The organism is Streptosporangium sp. NPDC049376, from assembly GCF_044466505.1.
Taxonomy (GTDB): Bacteria; Actinomycetota; Actinomycetes; order Streptosporangiales; family Streptosporangiaceae; genus Streptosporangium.
The window spans coordinates 191,688-210,479 of the sequence record NZ_JBITMT010000005.1 but is presented as its reverse complement, the minus strand read 5'-3'; the positions used below and the strand labels follow the sequence as shown (position 1 = coordinate 210,479).

At 68.5% G+C, this 18,792-nt stretch carries 12 protein-coding genes and 2 pseudogenes; 7 read left to right on the top strand and 7 right to left on the bottom strand.

Features of this window, described 5'->3' with window-relative positions:
- Window positions 1–134 precede the first annotated feature (134 nt).
- From ACIBVQ_RS16470 to ACIBVQ_RS16455, 4 genes are all read left to right on the top strand, one after another.
- On the top strand, window positions 135–1,580 hold the full coding sequence (locus ACIBVQ_RS16470; protein WP_399178256.1) for a hypothetical protein: 1,446 nt from the start codon (window positions 135–137) through the stop codon (window positions 1,578–1,580).
- Window positions 1,577–2,440 carry a hypothetical protein gene (locus tag ACIBVQ_RS16465; RefSeq protein ID WP_399178255.1) on the top strand — a complete coding sequence of 288 codons (864 nt, stop codon included), beginning with the start codon at window positions 1,577–1,579 and terminating at the stop codon, window positions 2,438–2,440. Before ACIBVQ_RS16470 ends, ACIBVQ_RS16465 begins: the two co-directional genes overlap by 4 nt.
- On the top strand, window positions 2,441–2,722 hold the full coding sequence (locus ACIBVQ_RS16460) for a hypothetical protein (RefSeq protein ID WP_399178253.1): 282 nt from the start codon (window positions 2,441–2,443) through the stop codon (window positions 2,720–2,722).
- A gap of 66 nt (window positions 2,723–2,788) precedes the next feature.
- Window positions 2,789–3,118: a hypothetical protein gene (locus ACIBVQ_RS16455; RefSeq protein ID WP_399178251.1), complete on the top strand. Its 330-nt coding sequence runs from the start codon at window positions 2,789–2,791 to the stop codon at window positions 3,116–3,118.
- A gap of 114 nt (window positions 3,119–3,232) precedes the next feature.
- Here ACIBVQ_RS16455 and ACIBVQ_RS16450 read toward each other — a convergent pair whose 3' ends face one another.
- Window positions 3,233–3,997 carry an SDR family NAD(P)-dependent oxidoreductase gene (locus ACIBVQ_RS16450; RefSeq protein ID WP_362773890.1) on the bottom strand — a complete coding sequence of 255 codons (765 nt, stop codon included), beginning with the start codon at window positions 3,995–3,997 and terminating at the stop codon, window positions 3,233–3,235.
- On the opposite strand from ACIBVQ_RS16450, the pseudogene ACIBVQ_RS16445 reads away from it, so the two are divergent.
- The 3 genes and pseudogenes from ACIBVQ_RS16445 to ACIBVQ_RS16435 all read left to right on the top strand — a co-directional run.
- A pseudogene (locus ACIBVQ_RS16445) lies at window positions 3,900–4,496 on the top strand (helix-turn-helix domain-containing protein); the annotation flags it as partial. The gene ACIBVQ_RS16450 and the pseudogene ACIBVQ_RS16445 overlap by 98 nt on opposite strands.
- Window positions 4,497–4,633: 137 nt before the next feature.
- Window positions 4,634–4,960, top strand: a pseudogene (locus ACIBVQ_RS16440) (transcriptional regulator); the annotation flags it as partial.
- Window positions 4,961–5,034: 74 nt separating this feature from the next.
- A complete protein-coding gene (locus ACIBVQ_RS16435; RefSeq protein WP_399178249.1) occupies window positions 5,035–5,451 on the top strand; it encodes a PPOX class F420-dependent oxidoreductase in 417 nt (138 codons plus the stop codon).
- A 195-nt stretch (window positions 5,452–5,646) separates the two neighbouring features.
- On the opposite strand, the gene ACIBVQ_RS16430 is transcribed toward ACIBVQ_RS16435, so the two are convergent.
- The 6 genes from ACIBVQ_RS16430 to drmA all read right to left on the bottom strand — a co-directional run bounded on the left by ACIBVQ_RS16430 (window position 5,647) and on the right by drmA (window position 18,471).
- Window positions 5,647–7,911 carry a DUF262 domain-containing protein gene (locus ACIBVQ_RS16430; RefSeq protein WP_399178247.1) on the bottom strand — a complete coding sequence of 755 codons (2,265 nt, stop codon included), beginning with the start codon at window positions 7,909–7,911 and terminating at the stop codon, window positions 5,647–5,649.
- 73 nt (window positions 7,912–7,984) lie between these two features.
- Window positions 7,985–10,081, bottom strand: coding sequence for a UvrD-helicase domain-containing protein (locus ACIBVQ_RS16425; RefSeq protein ID WP_399178245.1), 2,097 nt, complete (start codon window positions 10,079–10,081; stop codon window positions 7,985–7,987).
- 128 nt (window positions 10,082–10,209) lie between these two features.
- Entirely contained in the window at window positions 10,210–11,712 is a 1,503-nt protein-coding gene (locus ACIBVQ_RS16420; RefSeq protein WP_399178243.1) for a protein kinase, read from the bottom strand.
- A 188-nt stretch (window positions 11,713–11,900) separates the two neighbouring features.
- Window positions 11,901–12,665, bottom strand: coding sequence for a DISARM system phospholipase D-like protein DrmC (drmC, locus tag ACIBVQ_RS16415; RefSeq protein ID WP_399178242.1), 765 nt, complete (start codon window positions 12,663–12,665; stop codon window positions 11,901–11,903).
- Window positions 12,662–14,563 (bottom strand): DrmB family protein, encoded by a 1,902-nt coding sequence (drmB, locus tag ACIBVQ_RS16410; protein WP_399178240.1) that lies wholly within the window; start codon window positions 14,561–14,563, stop codon window positions 12,662–12,664. The genes drmC and drmB overlap by 4 nt, the downstream gene beginning before the upstream one ends.
- Window positions 14,563–18,471 (bottom strand): DISARM system helicase DrmA, encoded by a 3,909-nt coding sequence (drmA, locus tag ACIBVQ_RS16405; RefSeq protein ID WP_399178239.1) that lies wholly within the window; start codon window positions 18,469–18,471, stop codon window positions 14,563–14,565. The genes drmB and drmA overlap by 1 nt, the downstream gene beginning before the upstream one ends.
- Window positions 18,472–18,792: the final 321 nt, after the last annotated feature.

The window sequence follows — 18,792 nt, the reverse complement described above, 5'->3', positions numbered from 1 at the left end:
GTCACCGTAACGATCACGCCTTTCTTCCTTTGACAGATCCGCCGTATGCCGAAATGATCACGCTTTTCGGCGGCGTGCACCGGGTCCATCGGACCGGCGGGCGGCGCCCAGCGTCATCGAGGAGGGGACGTCGAGTGTCCGTGACGGACCAGGAGCTTGCCGCCGAGCTTCGCGAGCTTGCCGATCACCCCCACCTGGCGGCCCGCCAGGACCAGCTGTACGACCTCGCCGAGGCGGTCGTCGACCCCGGCGAGGCGGAACGCTGGTGTGAGATCGACCTGTTCGCCGCCTTCTCCCCCGAAGACACCATCCTCACCGACGCCGGGCGGGAGCGCGGGCGGCGGTTCGGGCTGGGCGCCGCGGTCGGCCCCGCCCTGGTCTTCGTGCCGATCTTCATCACCTGGCTCGGGCTGATGATGGCCACGGGCGCCTACGGCGACGTCCTCGACGAGGGAGGCCCGGAGGCGGCCCGCCGCCCCTTCCTTGAGATGTGGCAGCAGGGCTTCGACGGCAGGCTGCCCGAGTTCTTCAAGTTCGACAACATCGCGCTGTGCACCCTCGCGGCGATCTTCTGCCTCATCCTCTGGACGGTCCTGGAGAACGTCACGAAGAACAGGAAGGAGGAGAACGCGGAACGCGACCTGGCCGCCCTGCGCGTACGGCTGCGCGCCGCGCTGACCCGGGCGAGCCTCCTGCTCGGCGCCGTACGGCTGTCCTCCCCCGCCCGCTTCGGCACCGAACTGAGCAGGACGGCGGCCGACATCGGCTCCGTCGGCACGATGGCGCGCAAGGTGCACACCGAACTGGTCGAGGCGCTCACCCTGACCCTGGAGGCCACCAGGAAGACCACCGACGCGCTGACCGCGAGCGCGCTCGACGTGCGCGACGGCGTCGAACTCCTCGGCAGGCAGCTGGCGGCCGTCAACAGCACCTGCGACGACCTCACCACGGTCGTCGCGCGGGCTTCGGCCATGATCGACAGCGCGGGCACCAAGACCGGCCAGGCCGTGGCCAAGGCGGGCAACCAGCTCTCGACGACCATCTCGCAGACCACCCTCGACATGCGGCGCTCGTTCAACGACGAGCTCGTCCGCTCCATGCGTTCGGTGCAGGGAACCGTCTCGGGCCTGGACAGCCGGATCGACAAGCTGGTCGACGCCACCAAGAGCATCGGCTACGCGGTCGACCGCGCCGCCCTGTCGATCGACGCGGTCGGCTCCTCGACGGAGAAGGCCGTCGACCTCCTCGGGGAGCGGGTCAACGACACCCTCCTCGGCACGACCGAGGAGTTCCGCCGCACCTTCGGCGGCACCGGCGCCGAGATCAGGGAGGCCCTCGAAGGCTGGTCGGCCACCACCGAGACCCGTCTGTCCCGCGTCGAACGCCTGGCCGCCCGCGCGGGCGCTCGTCCGGACGCTCGTTCGGACGCTCGTTCGGATGACGACTACCGCGACGGCTCTCGTGTCGGCGGTACCGACGGCTCCCGCACGGGCGGTGCCGAGGGCTTCCGGGTGAGCGGTGCCGACGGCTCCCGTGTGAGCGGTGCCGACGGCGACCAGGACGTCCGGCGGGTCCGGTGACCCCCCGCCGCAGGACCTCGACCTCGACGTTGCTGGCGGGCTGGCTCTTCGCCGACCTGCTGCTCGGCGTCACGATCATCATGCTGGGCGCCCAGTCCCCCGCCGCTCCGTCCCAGGCCGCCGCGGAGACCCGCCCCACGGCAGGAACTCAGGCGTCGGCGGGCACTCAGGCTTCGGCCGCCTCCCAGAGCGCGGGGAAGCCCGAGACCGCCGGACCCCAGGACACCGGCACCGGTTCTCAGGACGACGAGAAGCCTCAGGGCACCACGGAGCCCCAGCCCACCACGGAATCACAGCCCTCCACGGAGGCTCCGTCCTCCACGGCGCCTCGGCCTTCCGAGGGGGCGAGTCCCGCGGCCACGGGCACCACCCGTCCACTGCGGGACACCGTCCGGGCCCTGCCGACCCCCACCCCCACGCCCGACCGGCCCTCACCGGACGCCACCGTGCCCACCACTGTGCCCACCACCAAGCCTCGCTCCCCCCGCAAACCCACTCCGTCCCCCTGTGTCAGCCGCCTCGGGGACGTCCAGGCGAAGCCGATCACGATCTCCTTCCAGCTCTCCCCAGGCATGCGTGACGAGGCGCTCGCCGTACAGGTCAGGCAGGAGTTGCTGCGGCACCGCGACCAGCTGGCCGGACGGCACGCCGGCATGGTGCTGACCTTCGGCGCCGACGGCGGCGCGGACAACGGCGTCCGGCTGGCCACCCGGGTCAACACGGCCATCCGCGAGACCTACCCGCGCATCTTCGGCGCCGCCGTGACCCGCAACTTCCACGACCTCGCCGCCCCTCCCGGCTCGATCTCCATGGAGATCTACCTCATGACCTACAGCTGCTCCCCGGTGTCCGGCTCCTAGATGGACCGGGACGAGCTGGAGCTGCTGTCGGTGAGCCTGATCGAACAAGGCGCCGGAGAAAGAGGACCGGCCGATCTGATCACCGCCCTCAAGAGAGACGGCCGCTCGATGGTGGAGTCCATATACCTCGTCTCCAAAGTGCTCTCCCTCTCCCTCGGGGACGCCAAAACGTCAGTGGTGACCAGCCCGTCCTGGTCGAGGGAGAACAGGGAACACGAGAGGTTCCACGAAAAGCTGATCGAGGTGTTCGAGGGTGAGGAACAGCCCCATGCCGACCGCTGATCCCCTCGCGTCTCGACCGTGATGACCTCTGGGATCATGCGACACGTGGAAAAGGGAGCCCCTGACGTGGACGACGTCCTGGAGCAAGGGCCGATCGGTCGCTGGCGTACGGCCTGCGGTACGGCGGCCGTGCTGGTCGGCGAGGAGGTGGTGTTCGCCCCGGACGGCACGGGCGTGCTCCACACCCGTTCGGTGGCCTTCGGCGCGGAGACCCTGGAGTTCCGCTGGCGCATGCTGGGCCGGGCGCGCCTGTGGATCGAGTCCGAGGACACGCCGATCCCTCTGGAGTTCCGCTCTCACGAGACGGACACCGGCCGGCGGACGGTCCTGGCGGAGGCCGGTCAGGACGGCTTCTGGATTCTCCTCGACCCTCTGGAACGGGTCGGCGACGCCTGAGGCGGCCCGTCCACCGTACGGGCCCTACGCGCGTTCGACCGCTCGCCGTACGGATCTGATGCGCGTCCGGCTGTTCACCACCTGCCGTACGGGCCTGACACGTTCGGCTGTTGGCTACCTGCCGTGTGGGTCGGAGGCGTTGAGCGTCTCGACGACCTGGTCGTAGTCGCCGCGCGCCTCGCCGTAGCGCAGGAACTTCACCCGCTCGACCTGGATCTCCCTGGCGTCCGGCTGGTCCCTGAACAGGGTGACGACCTCCGTCACGAACTCGTCGAGCGGCATCGCGAAGTCGCTGTCCTCCTGGCCGGGCAGCAGGGCCGTACGGACGGCCGGCGGTTCGAGCTCCACGACCTTCACGTTCGTGTCGGCCAACTGCAGCCTGATCGACTCGCTGAGCATGTGGATCGCGGCCTTCGAGGCGTTGTAGCTGGGTGTGGCCCGAAGCGGCGCGAACGCCAGGCCCGAGGAGACGGTGACGATGGTGGCGTCCGGCTGCTCCCTCAGGTGCTCGACGAAGGCGGCGATGAGACGGATCGGGCCGAGCACGTTGGTGGTGATGATCTCCTCCGCCGAGGCGAGGAACGTCTCGGGCCGGTGCCAGTCCTCGACGCGCATGATCCCGGCCATGGTGATCAGGACGTTGAGATCCGGGTGCCCGGCCAGCACCTCCTTGGCGGCGGACTCGATGCTCGCGGGGTCCGCCGTGTCGATCCGTACGGTGTCGACGCCCGGATGCTCGGCGGCGATCCGTTCGAGCACGTCCACGCGCCTGCCGCCGACGATGACCTTGTTCCCCCTGGCCTCCAGTTCGAGGGCGAGAGCCAGGCCGATGCCGCTCGTCGAGCCCGGGATGAAGACGGTGTTCCCTGAGATGTTCATACGTCCAGCCTGCTCCGGTGCCTCCCTCGTGTGCAGGGAACCCCCCATCGGGGGATCGGCGATCCCTGGTTCACGGCCCTCGGCACGGGAGTGTGGAGCGGATACTGAATCCATGGATCGCAGCGCACTCGCCGACTTCCTGCGCCGCCGTCGTGAGGCGCTCCAGCCGCAGGACGTGGGTCTGCCGACCGGCGCGCGCCGCCGGGCCCCGGGGCTACGGCGCGAGGAGGTGGCGGCCCTCGCCGCGATGTCTGCCGACTACTACACGCGACTCGAACAGCGTCGCGGCCCGCAGCCGAGTGAGCAGATGCTCGCCTCGCTCGCCCGCGCGCTACGGCTGACGGCCGACGAACGTGACTACCTGTTCCAGATGGCGGGGCACAACCCTCCGGCGCCGGTCTCGGTCGCGGCGCACGTGGCTCCGGCCCTGCTGCGGGTGCTCGACCGTCTCGACGACACCCCGGCGCTCATCATGTCCAACCTGGCCGAACCGCTGGTGCAGAACCGGATGGCCGACGCCCTGCTCGGCGACAGGTCCCACCACACGGGCCTGGCCCGCAGCGAGACCTACCGCTCCCCTCGGCGCGGTCGCGCTACCCCGAGGAGGACCACGACAGGCACAGCCGTACCCAGGTCGCGAACCTGCGGGCCGCCTACGGATCGATGGGCCCCCGCTCCAGGGCGGGCGAGCTGGTCCGGGCGCTGCGGAAGACGAGCGCCGAGTTCGCCGAACTGTGGGACCGGCACGAGGTCGCCAGGCGCTTCGAGGATCACAAGACCTTGATCCACCCCGAACTCGGCCCGATCGAGCTGGACTGTCAGGTCCTGTTCACCGAGGACCAGTCCCAGGCCCTGCTCGTGCTCACCGCTCCCCCGCACACCGAGGCACACGAGAAGCTCCGCCTTCTGGCGGTCCTGGGTCACCAACACTTCCCCATCTCCGAGAAAACGTCCTTCGCATAGGGCCGCGAAGCCACCCCCACGGGGGATGTGGCACCGTGGACGCACACACCGGATGATCAAGGACTGGAGAGATCATGTCGAAGCCGCCACTTCCCGAAGAGGCCGTCGCCGTACTCAGGAAGGCGAACCCCGCCGTCATCGCCACGCTCCAGCCCGACGGTCAGCCGGTCTCCACGGCCACCTGGTACCTCTGGGACGACGGCCGGATCCTGGTCAACATGGACGAGGGCCGCAAACGTCTCGACCATCTCCGCAACGACCCCCGCGTCACCCTCACCGTGCTCGACGAGGGCGACTGGTACACCCACATCAGCGTCATCGGCCGCGTCACCGAGATCCGCGACGACAAGGACCTGACCGACATCGACCGGGTCTCCGAGCACTACACCGGAGAGAAGTACCCCCGCCGGGACCGCCGCCGGGTGAGCGCCTTGATAGAGATAGACCGCTGGCACGGCTGGGGCACCCTGAAGGACAACGCCCAGGCCTAACCTCCAACGCGACCGCCCCCTGACCTCGAACAGCAGGTCAGGGGCGGGTAACGCCCCAGGCCGCCGCATTTCCCGTCTTCAGGAAAACGCCCCGCTCAGGACGCCATCTGGTGAACGGCGGTCAGGAAAATCCCAACCGCCGGCTTCCGGACCTCCCATCGCCGATCAGCTCGCTACCCGGAGGATGAGGGGCCTTCACCGATCAGCGTGATAACCGAACTGCCCGAGACGGTGCCAGGCGATCTCCACTTCGGCCGGAGTGAAAAGATCTACGAATCTCGGCTGAACGACCAACGCCTCAACGGTCAGATCGAGCCTGCCGCGCTCCCAGAGGGCGGCGAAACCGTCGGAGACGGTCGGCGCGTGCAGAAGCCTGCGGGCGGTCACGAGGCTGCCGTGTTCGGCGAGCATGCTGAGGAAATACGCCGCATGGTAGTTCGCCTCGCCACGCGCCCGGTCGTAGATCGAGCGCATCGCCTGGTCGAACTCACCGGCTCCGGCGGTGACCGGTCTTCCCCGCTCGACGGGCTCGTCGACGGCGGTTCCCGCAGCGTTCTCATTGCGGCGGGTCACGTAGCCGAGAAGGGCGTCGACCGAGGTGAAGACCTCGTATCCCAGCTCTTCGAGCCTCGGCAGGTCCGCGACGTCGGGATCGAGCTCCAGCACCACGGGCTTGCCCTGTCCCGCCTGAAGACCATCCGGCCAGAAGGCCTCGGCGACGGCCAGCGCGCGTCCCGTAATGGGGTCGGCGATCTCGCTGTCGAGCGCGGGTTCGGTGTATCCCAGCCGTACGATTTCCTCGGCCATGGCCTTGACCTGGGCGGCACGCACGTCGTCCTGCTCGACCGTGACCACCGCCACGGGCTGGAGGTCGGCGGGCACCTCGGCCGAGGTGCCGTTCCTGAGCTCGGTGAGGAAGGACTGCACGGCCTGAGCCAGCAGCTCTCGCCGCGCGGCCAGGAAATCTGGATACCGCTCGACCCGCCACAGGTCGGGGTCGGCCGGAATCCACTGTGAGGCGAGCACCCCTGGGTGCTTCTCCTCGGCCTCGGTGAAATACTCCTGAGGGTCACGCTTGCCGATCACGAGGTTGGTGTCCTGGGTCAGGAAGCAGAAGTTCGCGATGGCGTTGACCTGGTCCCGCTCGTACTTCGCCTTGTACAGCAGCGCCTTGGGAAAGATGTGGTGCACCTGGAGCGAGGCGTGCTTACCGAGCATCTCGGCACGCAGCTCAAGCCCGCTACCGAGGTCCCTGGCCCCATTGACCCTGGTGAGCATGTACAGCAGCGGGTAGAACCGGGATCCACGGGTCGAGGCCTCGAAGTCGTGCGGCCGGATTTCCAGGTTTCCGCCGCGCCATCGTTCCAGTGACGCGATGAGGCCGTCGATGCCTGACTCCTTCGCCACCTCGTAGTCCTGGGCGAGCACGGTCTCCGTCGAACCGGCGAAGCGTCCCCACAACGCCGACTGGACGTACCAGAACAGCACCCTGTCCCGGTGCACCGAGTCGGTGAACTTACCTCCCGGGCTGAGGTGAAGCAGCCGCGAGATGACGGGGATCGCATACCGGCCCATCAGCACCTGGTCGTGGTCCAGGCCGAGACGCCCCGACACCGCGTCGAGGAAGTTGCCGACGTATCCCGTGGACTTGGCCAGGGCGGTTTCGAACTCCTGGGCCGACACGGTGTCCAGCGCCGTGAACACGGCCCTGCCCGTCGCCACCGCGGTGGCGTTGCGCAGCAGCCAGTCGAGGGAGAAGTCGAATCCCGCGTCCTTCCAGCGCTTGAGGTGATCGCGCATCACCTGACGGGCCGGGGACCAGTGCGCGCAGATCTTCGCCAGCGCGAGGTCGCCCTTGGACAGAGCGGTGCCGCCGGAGTTCACCCGGTTGAAGATGTCGACGACGACCTCGACATCCTTGTCCGGGCCGGCGATCTTCTCCTCGTGGAATTCCAGGTCGAGGAGCTGCGTCAGCCGGTTCAGCCGCTTGATGTAGACGACCAGCTTGTCGGGGACCGCGCTGAAGTCCTGGATGAACGAGTCCAGCCCTTCGGTGAACAGGAGAGTCACATCCACCCACCGGGGATCGTCGCGCATCTTCGCCGGGGCGTAGAACTCGAAGTTCTCATCCTCGACGTTGAACCGGAGACCGGTGAACGCGGAGGCGTCCCCCTCGAAGAAGGCCGGTGCGTGACCGCGGATCACCCCGTAGAGCGAGGTGATGCGCTGTTGACCGTCGAGCAGCAGCCGCCGTACGCCTCCGTCGGTCGCACCGCCGCGTATCGACGCCTGGTCCGGTTCGGTCTCCCACAGCAACAGTCCGCCGACCGGATACCCGCGATACAGGGAACGCATGAGACCGCGAACCTGGTCGCGGTTCCAGACGTATCCTCGCTGGAACTCCGGCAGGAGGATCGTCCCGTTGTCGATCTCGTGGAGGAGTACCGAGAGCTTGGCCATGTCCCGCCTTCGTCACGCCGAATGATGTTCTTATCTGTTGTCGTACGGTCCGCGCCGGGTGTTTCACGGACAGTCAACGGCCGGTGAGGCCCGCCAGGAAGGGGCTGGCCGTACCGTGCCAGGAGACGTGGAGCTGCTCCCGCGCGCGGGTGCACGCGACGAACAGCAGGCAGCGCTCACGTTGCAGGTCCTGGGCGTGGGTCAGGGGGTCCTCCTCGACCGGAGTGACAGCGCTCGGCGGCGGCACCTGACGTTCGGAGACCCCGATGACCGCCATACAGCGGAACTCCAGGCCCTTCATACGATGCATGGTGCCGATCCGCACGCTGTCGTCCGTCTCCTGCCCCTTGGCCAGGGAGCGCGCAGGGACACCGGCTCGTTCCAGTACGGCGACCGCCGCGCCGGCCAGCATGTTCGACCTCGCCGCGACCCCGATCTCTCCGGGTTCGACGCCGGCGTCCAGCCACTGCCGGACCCTGTCGGTCAGTGCCTCCAGTTCGCCCTTCTGGACGGTGAACCCACGAAGCTCCGGGAGGCGACCGTGCACCTGTGACCGGTAGCCAGCCACGGTGTCCAGACCGTCATCCAGGTCGTCGACACTTTCTCCGTTGAGCATGCCGAGACTCCAGGCAAGGATCTCCGCGGTTGTGCGGTAGTTGACGGTCAGGCGTGATGAGCGTCCGGCCACGTTGATACCGACCTCCCGCAAAGAGACACGGCTGTTGTAGATCCGCTGGTGGGCGTCCCCGGCGATGAACAGGTCGTCGGACCCCTCGGGCACGGCGGCACGCAGAAACCGCCACTGAACCGGATGCAGGTCCTGTGCCTCGTCAACGACGATGTGCCGATACGGCCTGTCCGCCCGTTCCCCCAGCAGCCGGGTCGCCTCAACGCAGATCGTCTCGTGCGTCCAGACTTTCCGCCGTCCGAGCTCCTCCTGGAACTCCCAGATCGCCTGCCACACTTGAGCCTTCTGCCGGACACCCAGTCCTCGTCCTCGTCCCTGACGCTTGACCTGCAGATATCCGGCAGCGTCGGTCACCTGCTGGGCGAGCACCACATGCCGCCATTCCTCGGCCAGGAACGTCTCCGTGAAGGGCACCTCAAGCTTCTTGACGACGCGCCGCCAGATCTCCTTCTCCTCCTTGTCCCGGAGGATCGCGGCACGACCGTGCCGCTCGGCGAAGATCTGATAGGACAGCTGATCCACATGGCGCACCTCGACACGGTCAGGCACCTCCGGCGAATCGGCCAGCAGCCGCAGTCCCGCCTCCAGCGAGGCGGACAGGGTCGAGGTGAAGGTGGTGACCAGCACAGACCCCCTGCCGTGCTTCGCCAGGTGATGGGCACGGTGCAGTGCGACGACCGTCTTTCCGGTGCCGGGGCCGCCCGTGATACGAGCCGATCCCGTGAACGAAGCCCGCGCCAGCCGGTGCTGTGCGGGGTGCAGATAGATCCTCCACAGCGCGAAGGGATGCCGGAACACCTCCATGAGTTCATCCGGCCCTTCGACCAGCACGACCCGCTCGGGGGTGCGTTCCACAGCCGCTGTGATGTCTTCGGCGTCGTACGGCACCTGCCCGGGGACGGCACCTAGTTCGGCCCAGACCTCCTCGGGGGTCATACCGGCGGCCAACCCGTAGAGCACGTTCCACTGGCTCTGGGGCAGGAAGGCTCCGGCCGCCTCCAGCTGCACGATGTCGGTGAGCACCCTGGCGAACGCTAGGGTCTGCTCGTCGACGCCGAGCTGCTTGAGGTCGGTGTCGGCGGCGTCGTCGAACAGCCTTCGAGGTGCCCGGTCCGCCATTTTGGTCAGCTCGGGCAAGGTGGCGTCGATCGCTGCACCGTCCCGGATCTCGATCTGCCCGGTCGCGGAGTTCACCGACGCCCGCCGCCGTTCCGCCCACGTGTAGGCGTCGTCGTGCGGAAGGACCTTCAGCAGGGTGTAGGAGTCTCCGGTCTCAGGGGCCAGCACAACCCCACGCCAGAACTTGTCGATGCGGATGGTACGGAACCGGGGGTCGCGTGCGTCGTTCGGTTTCTCCAGATGCAGACCGGCATGCGTGGCCTCCTCGAACTTGGCGAACACCTCCGCGACGCGTGCCTGCACGGAGCGTTCCAGCTTTCCGAAGTCCCGAAGGAAGTCCTTGTCGATTCCGAGTCTTGCCACGCGATGTCCTCCGAAGTGCTCTCACTGCGGGAGCATCCCAGCGGAAACAAATCCACCGGAATGTGTCGATCAAAACAAACCAGCCGGAATGAACCGGCGGAAACGGGCTACAAGAATGCTCGTCCTCTTCATGAACCGTCGAGGTTTTTGAGAATCTCCTGGACTTGGCCGACCGTGGGGTGGCCGGGACCGTACCTCCTTTCAAGGTCCGGCAGCAGTCCGCTCAGGGCGATCCGCGCCCCAGCCCGGTCGCCCGCGCCCAGTACCAGCAGCCCGATCTGGCGCCGGAGTTCCAGGATCCGCTCCTCGTCGACGCCGAGTCTCCGTTCATCCCGGAGTAGATCGCCCAGCTGGGCGAGGGCGCGCCTCGTCTCACCGACCGCCGCGTGGCAGTTCGCCTCCATCAGGCGGCAACGCAACACGAGGTCGTGCCCGGGTCCCTCACGTTCGGCGAGGTCGGCCGCCAGCCTGCGGAACTCGGGGGCGGCCCTGCGGTAGTCTCCGCCGAGGAACAGCGCGTCGGCCAGCTCGATCCGCAGGTCCACCACGTCGGGGTCCTTCGCCCCGAAGGCGCGGCCCGCGGGGGCGACCGCCTCCGCCAGCACGTCGGCGGCCTGGGCGAACCGTGACTGGGCCTTGAGGGCTTCGGCGTCCCGGCGGGCGAGCTCCACATCCTCGCGGTCGATCCCCGCCGGGTCCGCGCGGTGCCGGTCCTCCGCCTGTCGGGCGGGAAGGGGCCGCGCCGATTGGGTCTGCCGCCGTACGGCGCCCGGCACGGCGGAGGTGATCCGCCCGACGACGGCCGCGTACATGCGCACCGGGTGAGGTGAGCCGAGGTCGACGTATCCGGGGAACGGCGGCAGGTCACGGCAGAAGTCCATCAACCGCTCGTAGACCACGCCCGCCGTGGCCGGCCGTTCGTCGGACGACTTGGCCAGCAGCCACAGGACAAGGCGCTCCAGCCCCTCCGGAACGTCCCGCCTCCTGGTGCGCAACGGCCTGGGCGCCACCTCGACGTGGTTACGCATCGAGGCCAGGGCCGTGGCCCCGGCGAACTGGTTGTCACCGGCGAGCAACTCGTCCAGCACCACACCCAGGGAGTACAGATCACTCTGCGCGGTGGTCGTTCCGTTCACGGCCTGTTCAGGCGCCATGTAGTCAGGTGTGCCGACCACCACTCCCGTTCTTGTGAGTCTGGTGGCGAGGTTGGGAGCGAACGCGGCGGCGATCCCGAAGTCCAGTACCTTCACCGTGCCGTCCGGGCAGAGCATCAGGTTGGCGGGCTTAAGGTCCCGGTGGACCAGTGACCTGGCGTGGGCGACGGCGAGGACCGAACACGCCTGGGCCGCGATCGCCACGGCCCAGGCGACGGGAACCTCGGTCTCGTCGAGGACTGAGGAGACCGGACATCCGTCGACGAGTTGCATGACCAGGTAGAGGTCGTCACCGTGCGATCCACAGTCGTAGACGGCGGGTACGCCGGGGTGCTCAAGGCGAGCGGTTATCCGTGACTCGCGCACGAAGCGCTTGGTGAGTTCGTCGGCGGCGTCCGACTGTCTGTCGATGCGGACGAACTTAACGGCGACCGGCCGGTCCAGCTTGTTGTCATAACCGAACCAGACCTCTCCCATCCCTCCCGAACGACGGGACAGAGGGTCCAATTCGTACCGTTCCGCGATGACCGTCCGCCTGCCCACAGCAGCCGCCTTTCGCAAGGGCTTCGACACCGGGAGAGGTTCTGGGAAAGACACGACCAACTTCCCGAAAACCAGGGCTTGATCACAAAAACATACATGTTCGCGCTTCACGTCGAAGGCGTTCAGCGCAGCCTTTCCAGCACACCCGCGGCGCGCAGCTCGGCGACGTGCTCAGCGGCCCGTACAGGCGCTGTGCCACCATGCACGAGCAGACCCGCCTCGATGTTCCTGGAGACGCCGGACTGTGTGAGGTTGGCGCTGGAGACCAACAGCACCCGCCGGTCGGCGACGGCCAGCTTGGCGTGCATCTTCGCCCCCTGCTCGGCTCGTCCTCCGCTCGGCCAGTGCCACAATTGGAGCCCCTTGACGGATGCGAACGCCGCCGCGGGTTCCAGGCCGCCCAGCGCCGACCCCGCTCCCTGCAACGTCTCGACCACCACCGTCACCGCGACCCCGCGTTTCACCGCCCCGTTCAGGGCGTCGAGCACGGGCGCGTACGGCCTCGCGGAGTAGGTCATCATCAACAGCTCGTGCGAGGCCTCCTCCACGACCTCCACCAGAACCTGCGCGGTGGCCCTGACCGGCACGGGATGCGAGCTCGGCCCACTCCAGACCGATTCGACGTGAACCTTCTCCGCGTGTTGCGCGTACCCGTCGGCGACGCCCCTGAGATAGGCCGCCGCCTCACCGTTGGGGATCGCCGCCGCCTGCTGCGCGGCGAGCACGGCCCGTGCCGCATCGGCGAACCCAGGAACCGGCACCGACTCGGGGATCGCCGGGCGAGGCCATCCCTTGGCGATCCGCTGGGCCAGTGTGCGGAGGCGGACCGGGCCGAGGCGGGCGACGAACTCGGCCGCCACCCGCTCGAAGCCCAACCCCGGCGTCACGGCATCTCGGGGTAGAGGGCCAGTGCGATGTCGTCGACGGGCACGACGAGTCTACGGTCCAGGAAGCGGTTGCCGCGCTCACAGGTCGTCTCGGAGACGAACAGGCAGACGTGACAGGCGGCGCCGTGCAGGAAGTCCTCAGGTTTGCGGGGCAGGCGTTCGGCGCACAGCGGGTCGGAGGAGCAGTGCCGGGCCTCCGACAGGGCGCGGCGTGTCAGCCGTACCAGCTCGTCGGGCTCGCCGAGGGAGACCAGGCCACCCAGGGTGCCCTCGGCATCGGGCACGGCGGTGTAAATGAGGATTCCGCTGCGCGGGTCGTCGTCCACCTCCGTGCTGGAGTAGATCCGCTCGGACAGGCTCGCCGAGCTGTAGCCACACTCCAGGGCGATCGTGCGGATCATCAGATGAGACAGGGTGTGCAGGGCGTAGTAGCGGGGCCCCGGCCATCCCCTGTACTTGTCGAACCCCAGCGGGAGCCGGTCGGAGTAGCGGTGCTCGCGGAAACGCCCGTACGCCTCGCGATGCCGCCTCATCACCTCGGAGTCGACGACCCGTTCCTCCCAGTCGGCCAGTGCCTCCTCCGGCACCCTCAGGAAGACGCCTTCGCCGCGCACCTCGCTGGCGGGCGCCCAGGCGGGCTTGGACCGGCCGAGGGGCGCCCGGGTGACCAGTTCGGGGTCCTCGAAGTCGGGGGCGTCCAGCCGGGTAAAGCCGATCATGGCGCGGACCTCGCGCAGCCGTTCGGCCTGGACGACGTCGGCGTAGAACTCCTTCAAGGCTGCGGGCACGCCGTCCGGGTCTCTGCGCAGGGCGAAGTCGGCGCTCGGCTCGGGAAGTGTGGGCCCGGAGAAGACCTGCCACTCGGGGGTGAGCAGGTCCGGGTGGCCTTCCGCCACCGCGCTCACGCCGTCGAGCTTCGCCCGGTGGCGTTCGATGGCCGCCCAGACCTCCTCGTCGTCGGGCCACTTCTCGAACTCGTGCGACAGGTGCGGCATGGACCGCATGAACGGCAGGAAGTTCGGTCCGGCGACATGCTGCAGGCTTTCCCAGTGCTGCTCGACCTTCGCGTCGAGCGCGTCCGTCCCGGCCTCGGGGACGGCCAGCGCCGACAGGGTCTGCGCGAACCACAGGTTGGAGGCACCGACGACGAGGAGATGTGGCTGTCTGTCGCACCCCTGCTCGGCGAACGTTCCGAGGTGGGGGTGGCGGCCCCGGCAGCGTGGGAGCCGGTCCCGGCCGCGCCGCCCCATGGCCTCGCGGATGTTGCGGTCCTCCCCGCAGCGCTGGCAGACGATGCGCACGTTGGCGCCGATGTTGCCCCCGTAATCCTCCATCAAAAGGTTGGGCTTGGCCGCCTTCGGGCACGTCCCGCCCCGGTGCACGAACTCCTGGTAGGGGAAGTCGTCCAAGTGCCCCGCCGCGCAGGACAAGACGAAACGGGCGCCGACCACGAGGCGCTGCTTGTTGCCCTTCCCGCACTGGTGGAAGAACCTCGCCTCGTGCGGCTTGCGAGGGGTATCGTTGCGGAACTCGAAGGCCCGCGTCTCGATCGGTGCCAGCAGGTTGCAGGCGGTGCAGCGCATCCAGCTCGGGAACGGTGTGACCGGCACCCCGACCCGGGAGGCGTCGCCGTTGGGGTTGCTGTCGAGCCCCGGTATCCACGGAGCGGGCCTGAGCTCCTTGACCGTTTTGAGGACCCGCTGGACGGCGGCGAGCAGCCTGGGCTCGACGATACTCTGCCGGTTGTCGCCGAGCTTGTCGAAACGCCACTCGTCGACCCCGCTGACCAGCACGGAGAAGTTCGGCAGGTCCACCAGGGAGCCAACACCCGAGGTGAACATCAGGTGGCTCGGGCGGATCGCGCCCACCCTGCGCCGGTACGGTGCGACGTCCGCCATCACCGACCTCCTTTCTCGTCCAGCGTGGACACGCCCATCTCGTCTCCCGATGCGAACTCCACGTCCGGACCGTCCTCTGTCGTCGTCTGGAACGCCCACTCCGTGGCCCCGTAGGCGGGGTTGAAGAACTCCCCGCTGGGCGGCAGCAGCAGGTTGATCTCGTTCTCCGTCTCGCGCATCGAGTTGCCGACCGTCAGGTCACCCCACCGGCCGTTGCCCGCCCGCTCCAGGAGGTTGACCACGATCTCTCCCCCACCGCTCTTGCGCCGTTCGTAGCCGAGACGGGCGGCGTTGGTCTTGGCCTGCTCCCACCGATCGATCACGACCTTGATCCGCTCGTGGAGGTAGTCGCGGCCACGCTCGTCCCCCGCCGCCTCGGCACGGATGAGGAAACGGTCGACGATCCGGTCGACGACCTCGCCGGACAGTGGCACATCCTCGGCGTCCCGGTTGCGGGAGTGGGACTCCTCGGCGTTGCGCACCGCGGCGACGAACGTCCCGGTGGCTCCGCGGTCCAGCGCCCTACGGGTGTACGGCGTAACCGACAGGGCCTCGACCTGGCGGTAGAAGGTGGCGTGGTAGTGCTCGAAGTCCTCATAGTGGGCCAGGTCCCGGGGGCGCGACCAGTTGTAGAGGGTAACGACGAGGCCGGGGCGTTCACTGTCTCGGCCGACACGGGAGGACGCCTGGATGTACTCGGCGGTATTCTTCGGCTGCCCGGTGACCACCATGAGGCCGAACCGGGAGACATCGACGCCGACCTGAAGCATCGAGGTGGCCAGCACGACGTCCACCGGCTGGCGGTCGGTGCCCCGCCGGTAGTACCGCTCGGCGAGCGGGTGGACTTTCGGATGCTTCTCCTTCCGCGCTTTGGCGTACTCCTCGCGTACCTCAGTCCTGCGGCGCGAGGTGTCGACGTCCTGGTCGAAGCCGATCTCCAGCCGCTTGAGCACCTCGCTGATGTCGCCGGAGGAGATGCGGGAGGTCAGCTCGACGACGGTGAGCAGGTCGAACTTGCTCGCGAGCCGGTTGGACAGCCCCTTCTTCCTGCCATGGGTCCGGATCCGGGTGGTCACGTCGTCGTCGAGGTAGCGGCGCATGCCGGCCAGCTCGCGGGTGGCGTTGAAGTAGCCGACCAGGGTCATGTAGGGGTCGGCCGCCTCGCCGTACCGGTCGAACATGGTCTGCCCGGCGAGGAAGAGGATCTCGGCGAGCCTGATCTCGGCGGACTTGAGCCGGGTTCCGTGCGCGCACACACCGAGGTAGCGCCGCCCCGGGGTCTTCGGGGTAACCGGCACCTGCCGGGAGAAAAAGGTGTCGGAGACGTCGACGACCTGGGGCGGAAAGACCGCGAGTTCCCGCCCGAAGATCCGGAGCACCTGAAGCCTGGCCCGTTTGGTGGTCGCGGTCGAGGCGACGATCTTCGGTCCGGTGAGCTTCCCCGGTGATGGGCTCCACGTGCACAGTTCGTCGACGGCCGCCTCGAACAGACCGACCGCGGTGCCGAGGGCACCGGAGATCAGGTGCAGCTCGTCCTGGATGATCAGGTCAGGCGGGCGGAGCCGGATCACCGGCTGGCTGACGACCTTGGGAAGTTTGCCCTTGGCGTGGTGCTTGGTGCTGCATTTCACCTGGTCGTCTAGGTCGCCGTGGCGGTAGCCGTGCCGGGGGCAGCGCTGCCCGACCCGGCCGAACAGGTGTCCGGCCTGTCCCCGCCAGGGGAGTTGGGCCAGCTTGTCGACGGTGGCGATGACGAGGCTGGGCACCAGCCGGTAGATCTCCTCGTCGACGGTGAGGATCGGCAGCCCCTCCCTGTGGGAGGCGATCTCCCCGGGGTCGTCGAAGCGGGAGGTGAGCAGGCGGTCCTCACCGAGCCGGGAGAACGGGCACGGGTCGGGGTCGCCCTCCATGCCCCTGCCGCAGTACAACAGCACCCGCTGACGGTCCTCGTCGAGGTGGAGGTTGCGGTCGCCGGTGAGCTTCTCGCCGCACCACGGGCAGGTGAGCGTCTGCAGCACGTTGGTCCTGCGGTCGTTGCCCTTCTGCCGGGCGTCATCGACCTGCTCGGCCGCCTCCCTGTAACTGTTCGGCGAGACGGAGCCGCCGACCCACAGGCCGATGCGGAACGGCTCCTCGCCCCACGTCGCCGGATCCCGGCGGCGCTGCGCCTCGGCGGCGCACACCAGGGCGGCGGCCCGCTGGAACTGCTGGGCGGTCAGCAACCGCAGGGTGTAGCGCATCAGCACCGCCACCCCGTACCCGCCGTCGCGGGCGTCTGCCCCCGAGCCGACCACCCCCTGGAGCCTGCGGATCGCGAAGGTGTAGGCGGTCAGGCCGAGGTAGGCCTCGGTCTTGCCGCCTCCGGTCGGGAAGAACAGCAGGTCGACGACCGCTGAGGAGTCCGCGGCCCGCTCAGTGTGCTCGGGGTCGGTCAGCGCGGGCAGGTTGAGCAGCACGAACGCGAGCTGGAAGGGTCGCCAGGAGGCGGCTTTGCTTCCCCGCTCCTCCACCTCGGCCATGGCCTGCTCGAAGGTCATCTCCTGCTCGTCGCGGAGTCTTCCCACCTCGGTACGGCGGCGCTGCGCCGCCATGGCCTCGTTGGCGAACCTGAAGGCCGCCAGCGCGTCGGCGTGACGAGGGCGGTTCGGGTCGCTGAGCAGGGCGACGCCCTCGCGGATGCGAGCCGCGGCCTTCTCAGCCTCGAACACGGCGGCCGCCGCGGTGTCGCGAAGCGGCCCGGGCAGCCCGGGAATCCGATCCCGCTGCCGTCCCAGCCAGGCGGCGTACCCGTCAGCGAGGGGAAGCAGCCCGGCCGCGAGCTCCTCAGGGGAGGCCGCCGCAAGGGCGTCCATGGACAGCCCGGCACCGGCCAGGTCGGTGCCCTCACCGACCGGAGCGACGGTGGCCGGCACGTTGTAGGCGGGCAACCAGGTCGTCCGCAGTTCGCGGGCGCACCGCTCCCCAGCGTCCACCGTCGCGTGCACGGCGACATTGCGCCCGGAAGCGTAGCGGCGCTCGTCGCGGTAGAGCAGCCGCAGGTGCAGCTCCTCGGCGTCGTCGCCGACGGCCTCCAGGTCGTCCAAGGGGTCGTCGATCGGCAGGAAGAGGCAGGCGGCTCCGTCCAGGGCGGTCACGCGCAACTCGGTCTGGAACAGCCATGCGGTGTCGGCGCCGCCGCTCTCGGGCTCGGCCTGCTGGTTGACCAGCGTCAGCTCGACCACGCGCCGCCCGTCACGCTGTGGCCGTACAGCGGCGACCAGCAGGACGCCCGGCTCTTCGGCACGTTCCATCGTGAGCGGGAGACGCTGCGTCGCCTCGCCGTCGAGCTGGACCTCCAGGGGATGGCTGACCGGCTCCCGCGACCAAGCCCGGGCGGTCCGCTCCCGCCCCCTGGCGTCCTCGACCACGACCTCGGTCTTGTGGTAGCGCCCCCAGGAAGCCTTGACGGAGATCGCGTCAACGTCGCCGGGCACCGCGAACGACAACCCCATGGAGGATGCCCAGATGCGGCCGAGGTTCTGCGGGGTGAGCACCTCCGGCAGCTCTCCCTCCGAGCCGTCGCCTTCGACTCCGATCTCGGTTTCCGGCACCTCCCCGGCGTCCTCGTCGGGTGACCGGCGCGACGGCTTGGGCCCGAGCATGCCGACCAGGTACCGCTCCCGCGGCCCGCCCGCCTTGGGGGGAAACTCCTCGGTGTCACCGCCCCACGGCCCGAGCAGGTCACGCCGGACGATCTCCTCGAAGGCATCACGGACCCCGAAGGATGTGGCTGGTACGAAACTCTGCGGCACGTCCAGGGCGTGGGACACCTGCTTTTTCATCGACTCCGGTACGGCCCCGGCCGTCAGGTCGAGCCCTTGCTGCCTGTCCCCTAGCTCGGGAAACAGGTCTTCCTGGTCATCCGCCACGCCCGCCGACACCTCTCGCTGACGCCTACGTTATGACCGTCCATTAGAGCAGAGTTGGGGCGAACTTGACCGCATCTACAACCACAGAACAACCGAAGAGCAGCGATGTCTCCCTATGAAGAGAAGACCGAAATAATTTCCGCTTCTCTCAAAACCATTCACCATTTGACGTCAAACGACATGGTGTTCACGCCTTCCGCGTTCTTCGGAACGCACGGGAGGGATACTTGTCGCGAATGTCACAGGGGACCGCTACGGTGTTCCGTGACACGTACGGCCCGTCGGGCTCCCGCCGCGCAAGCGGTTGAGGGAAGCCCCTAC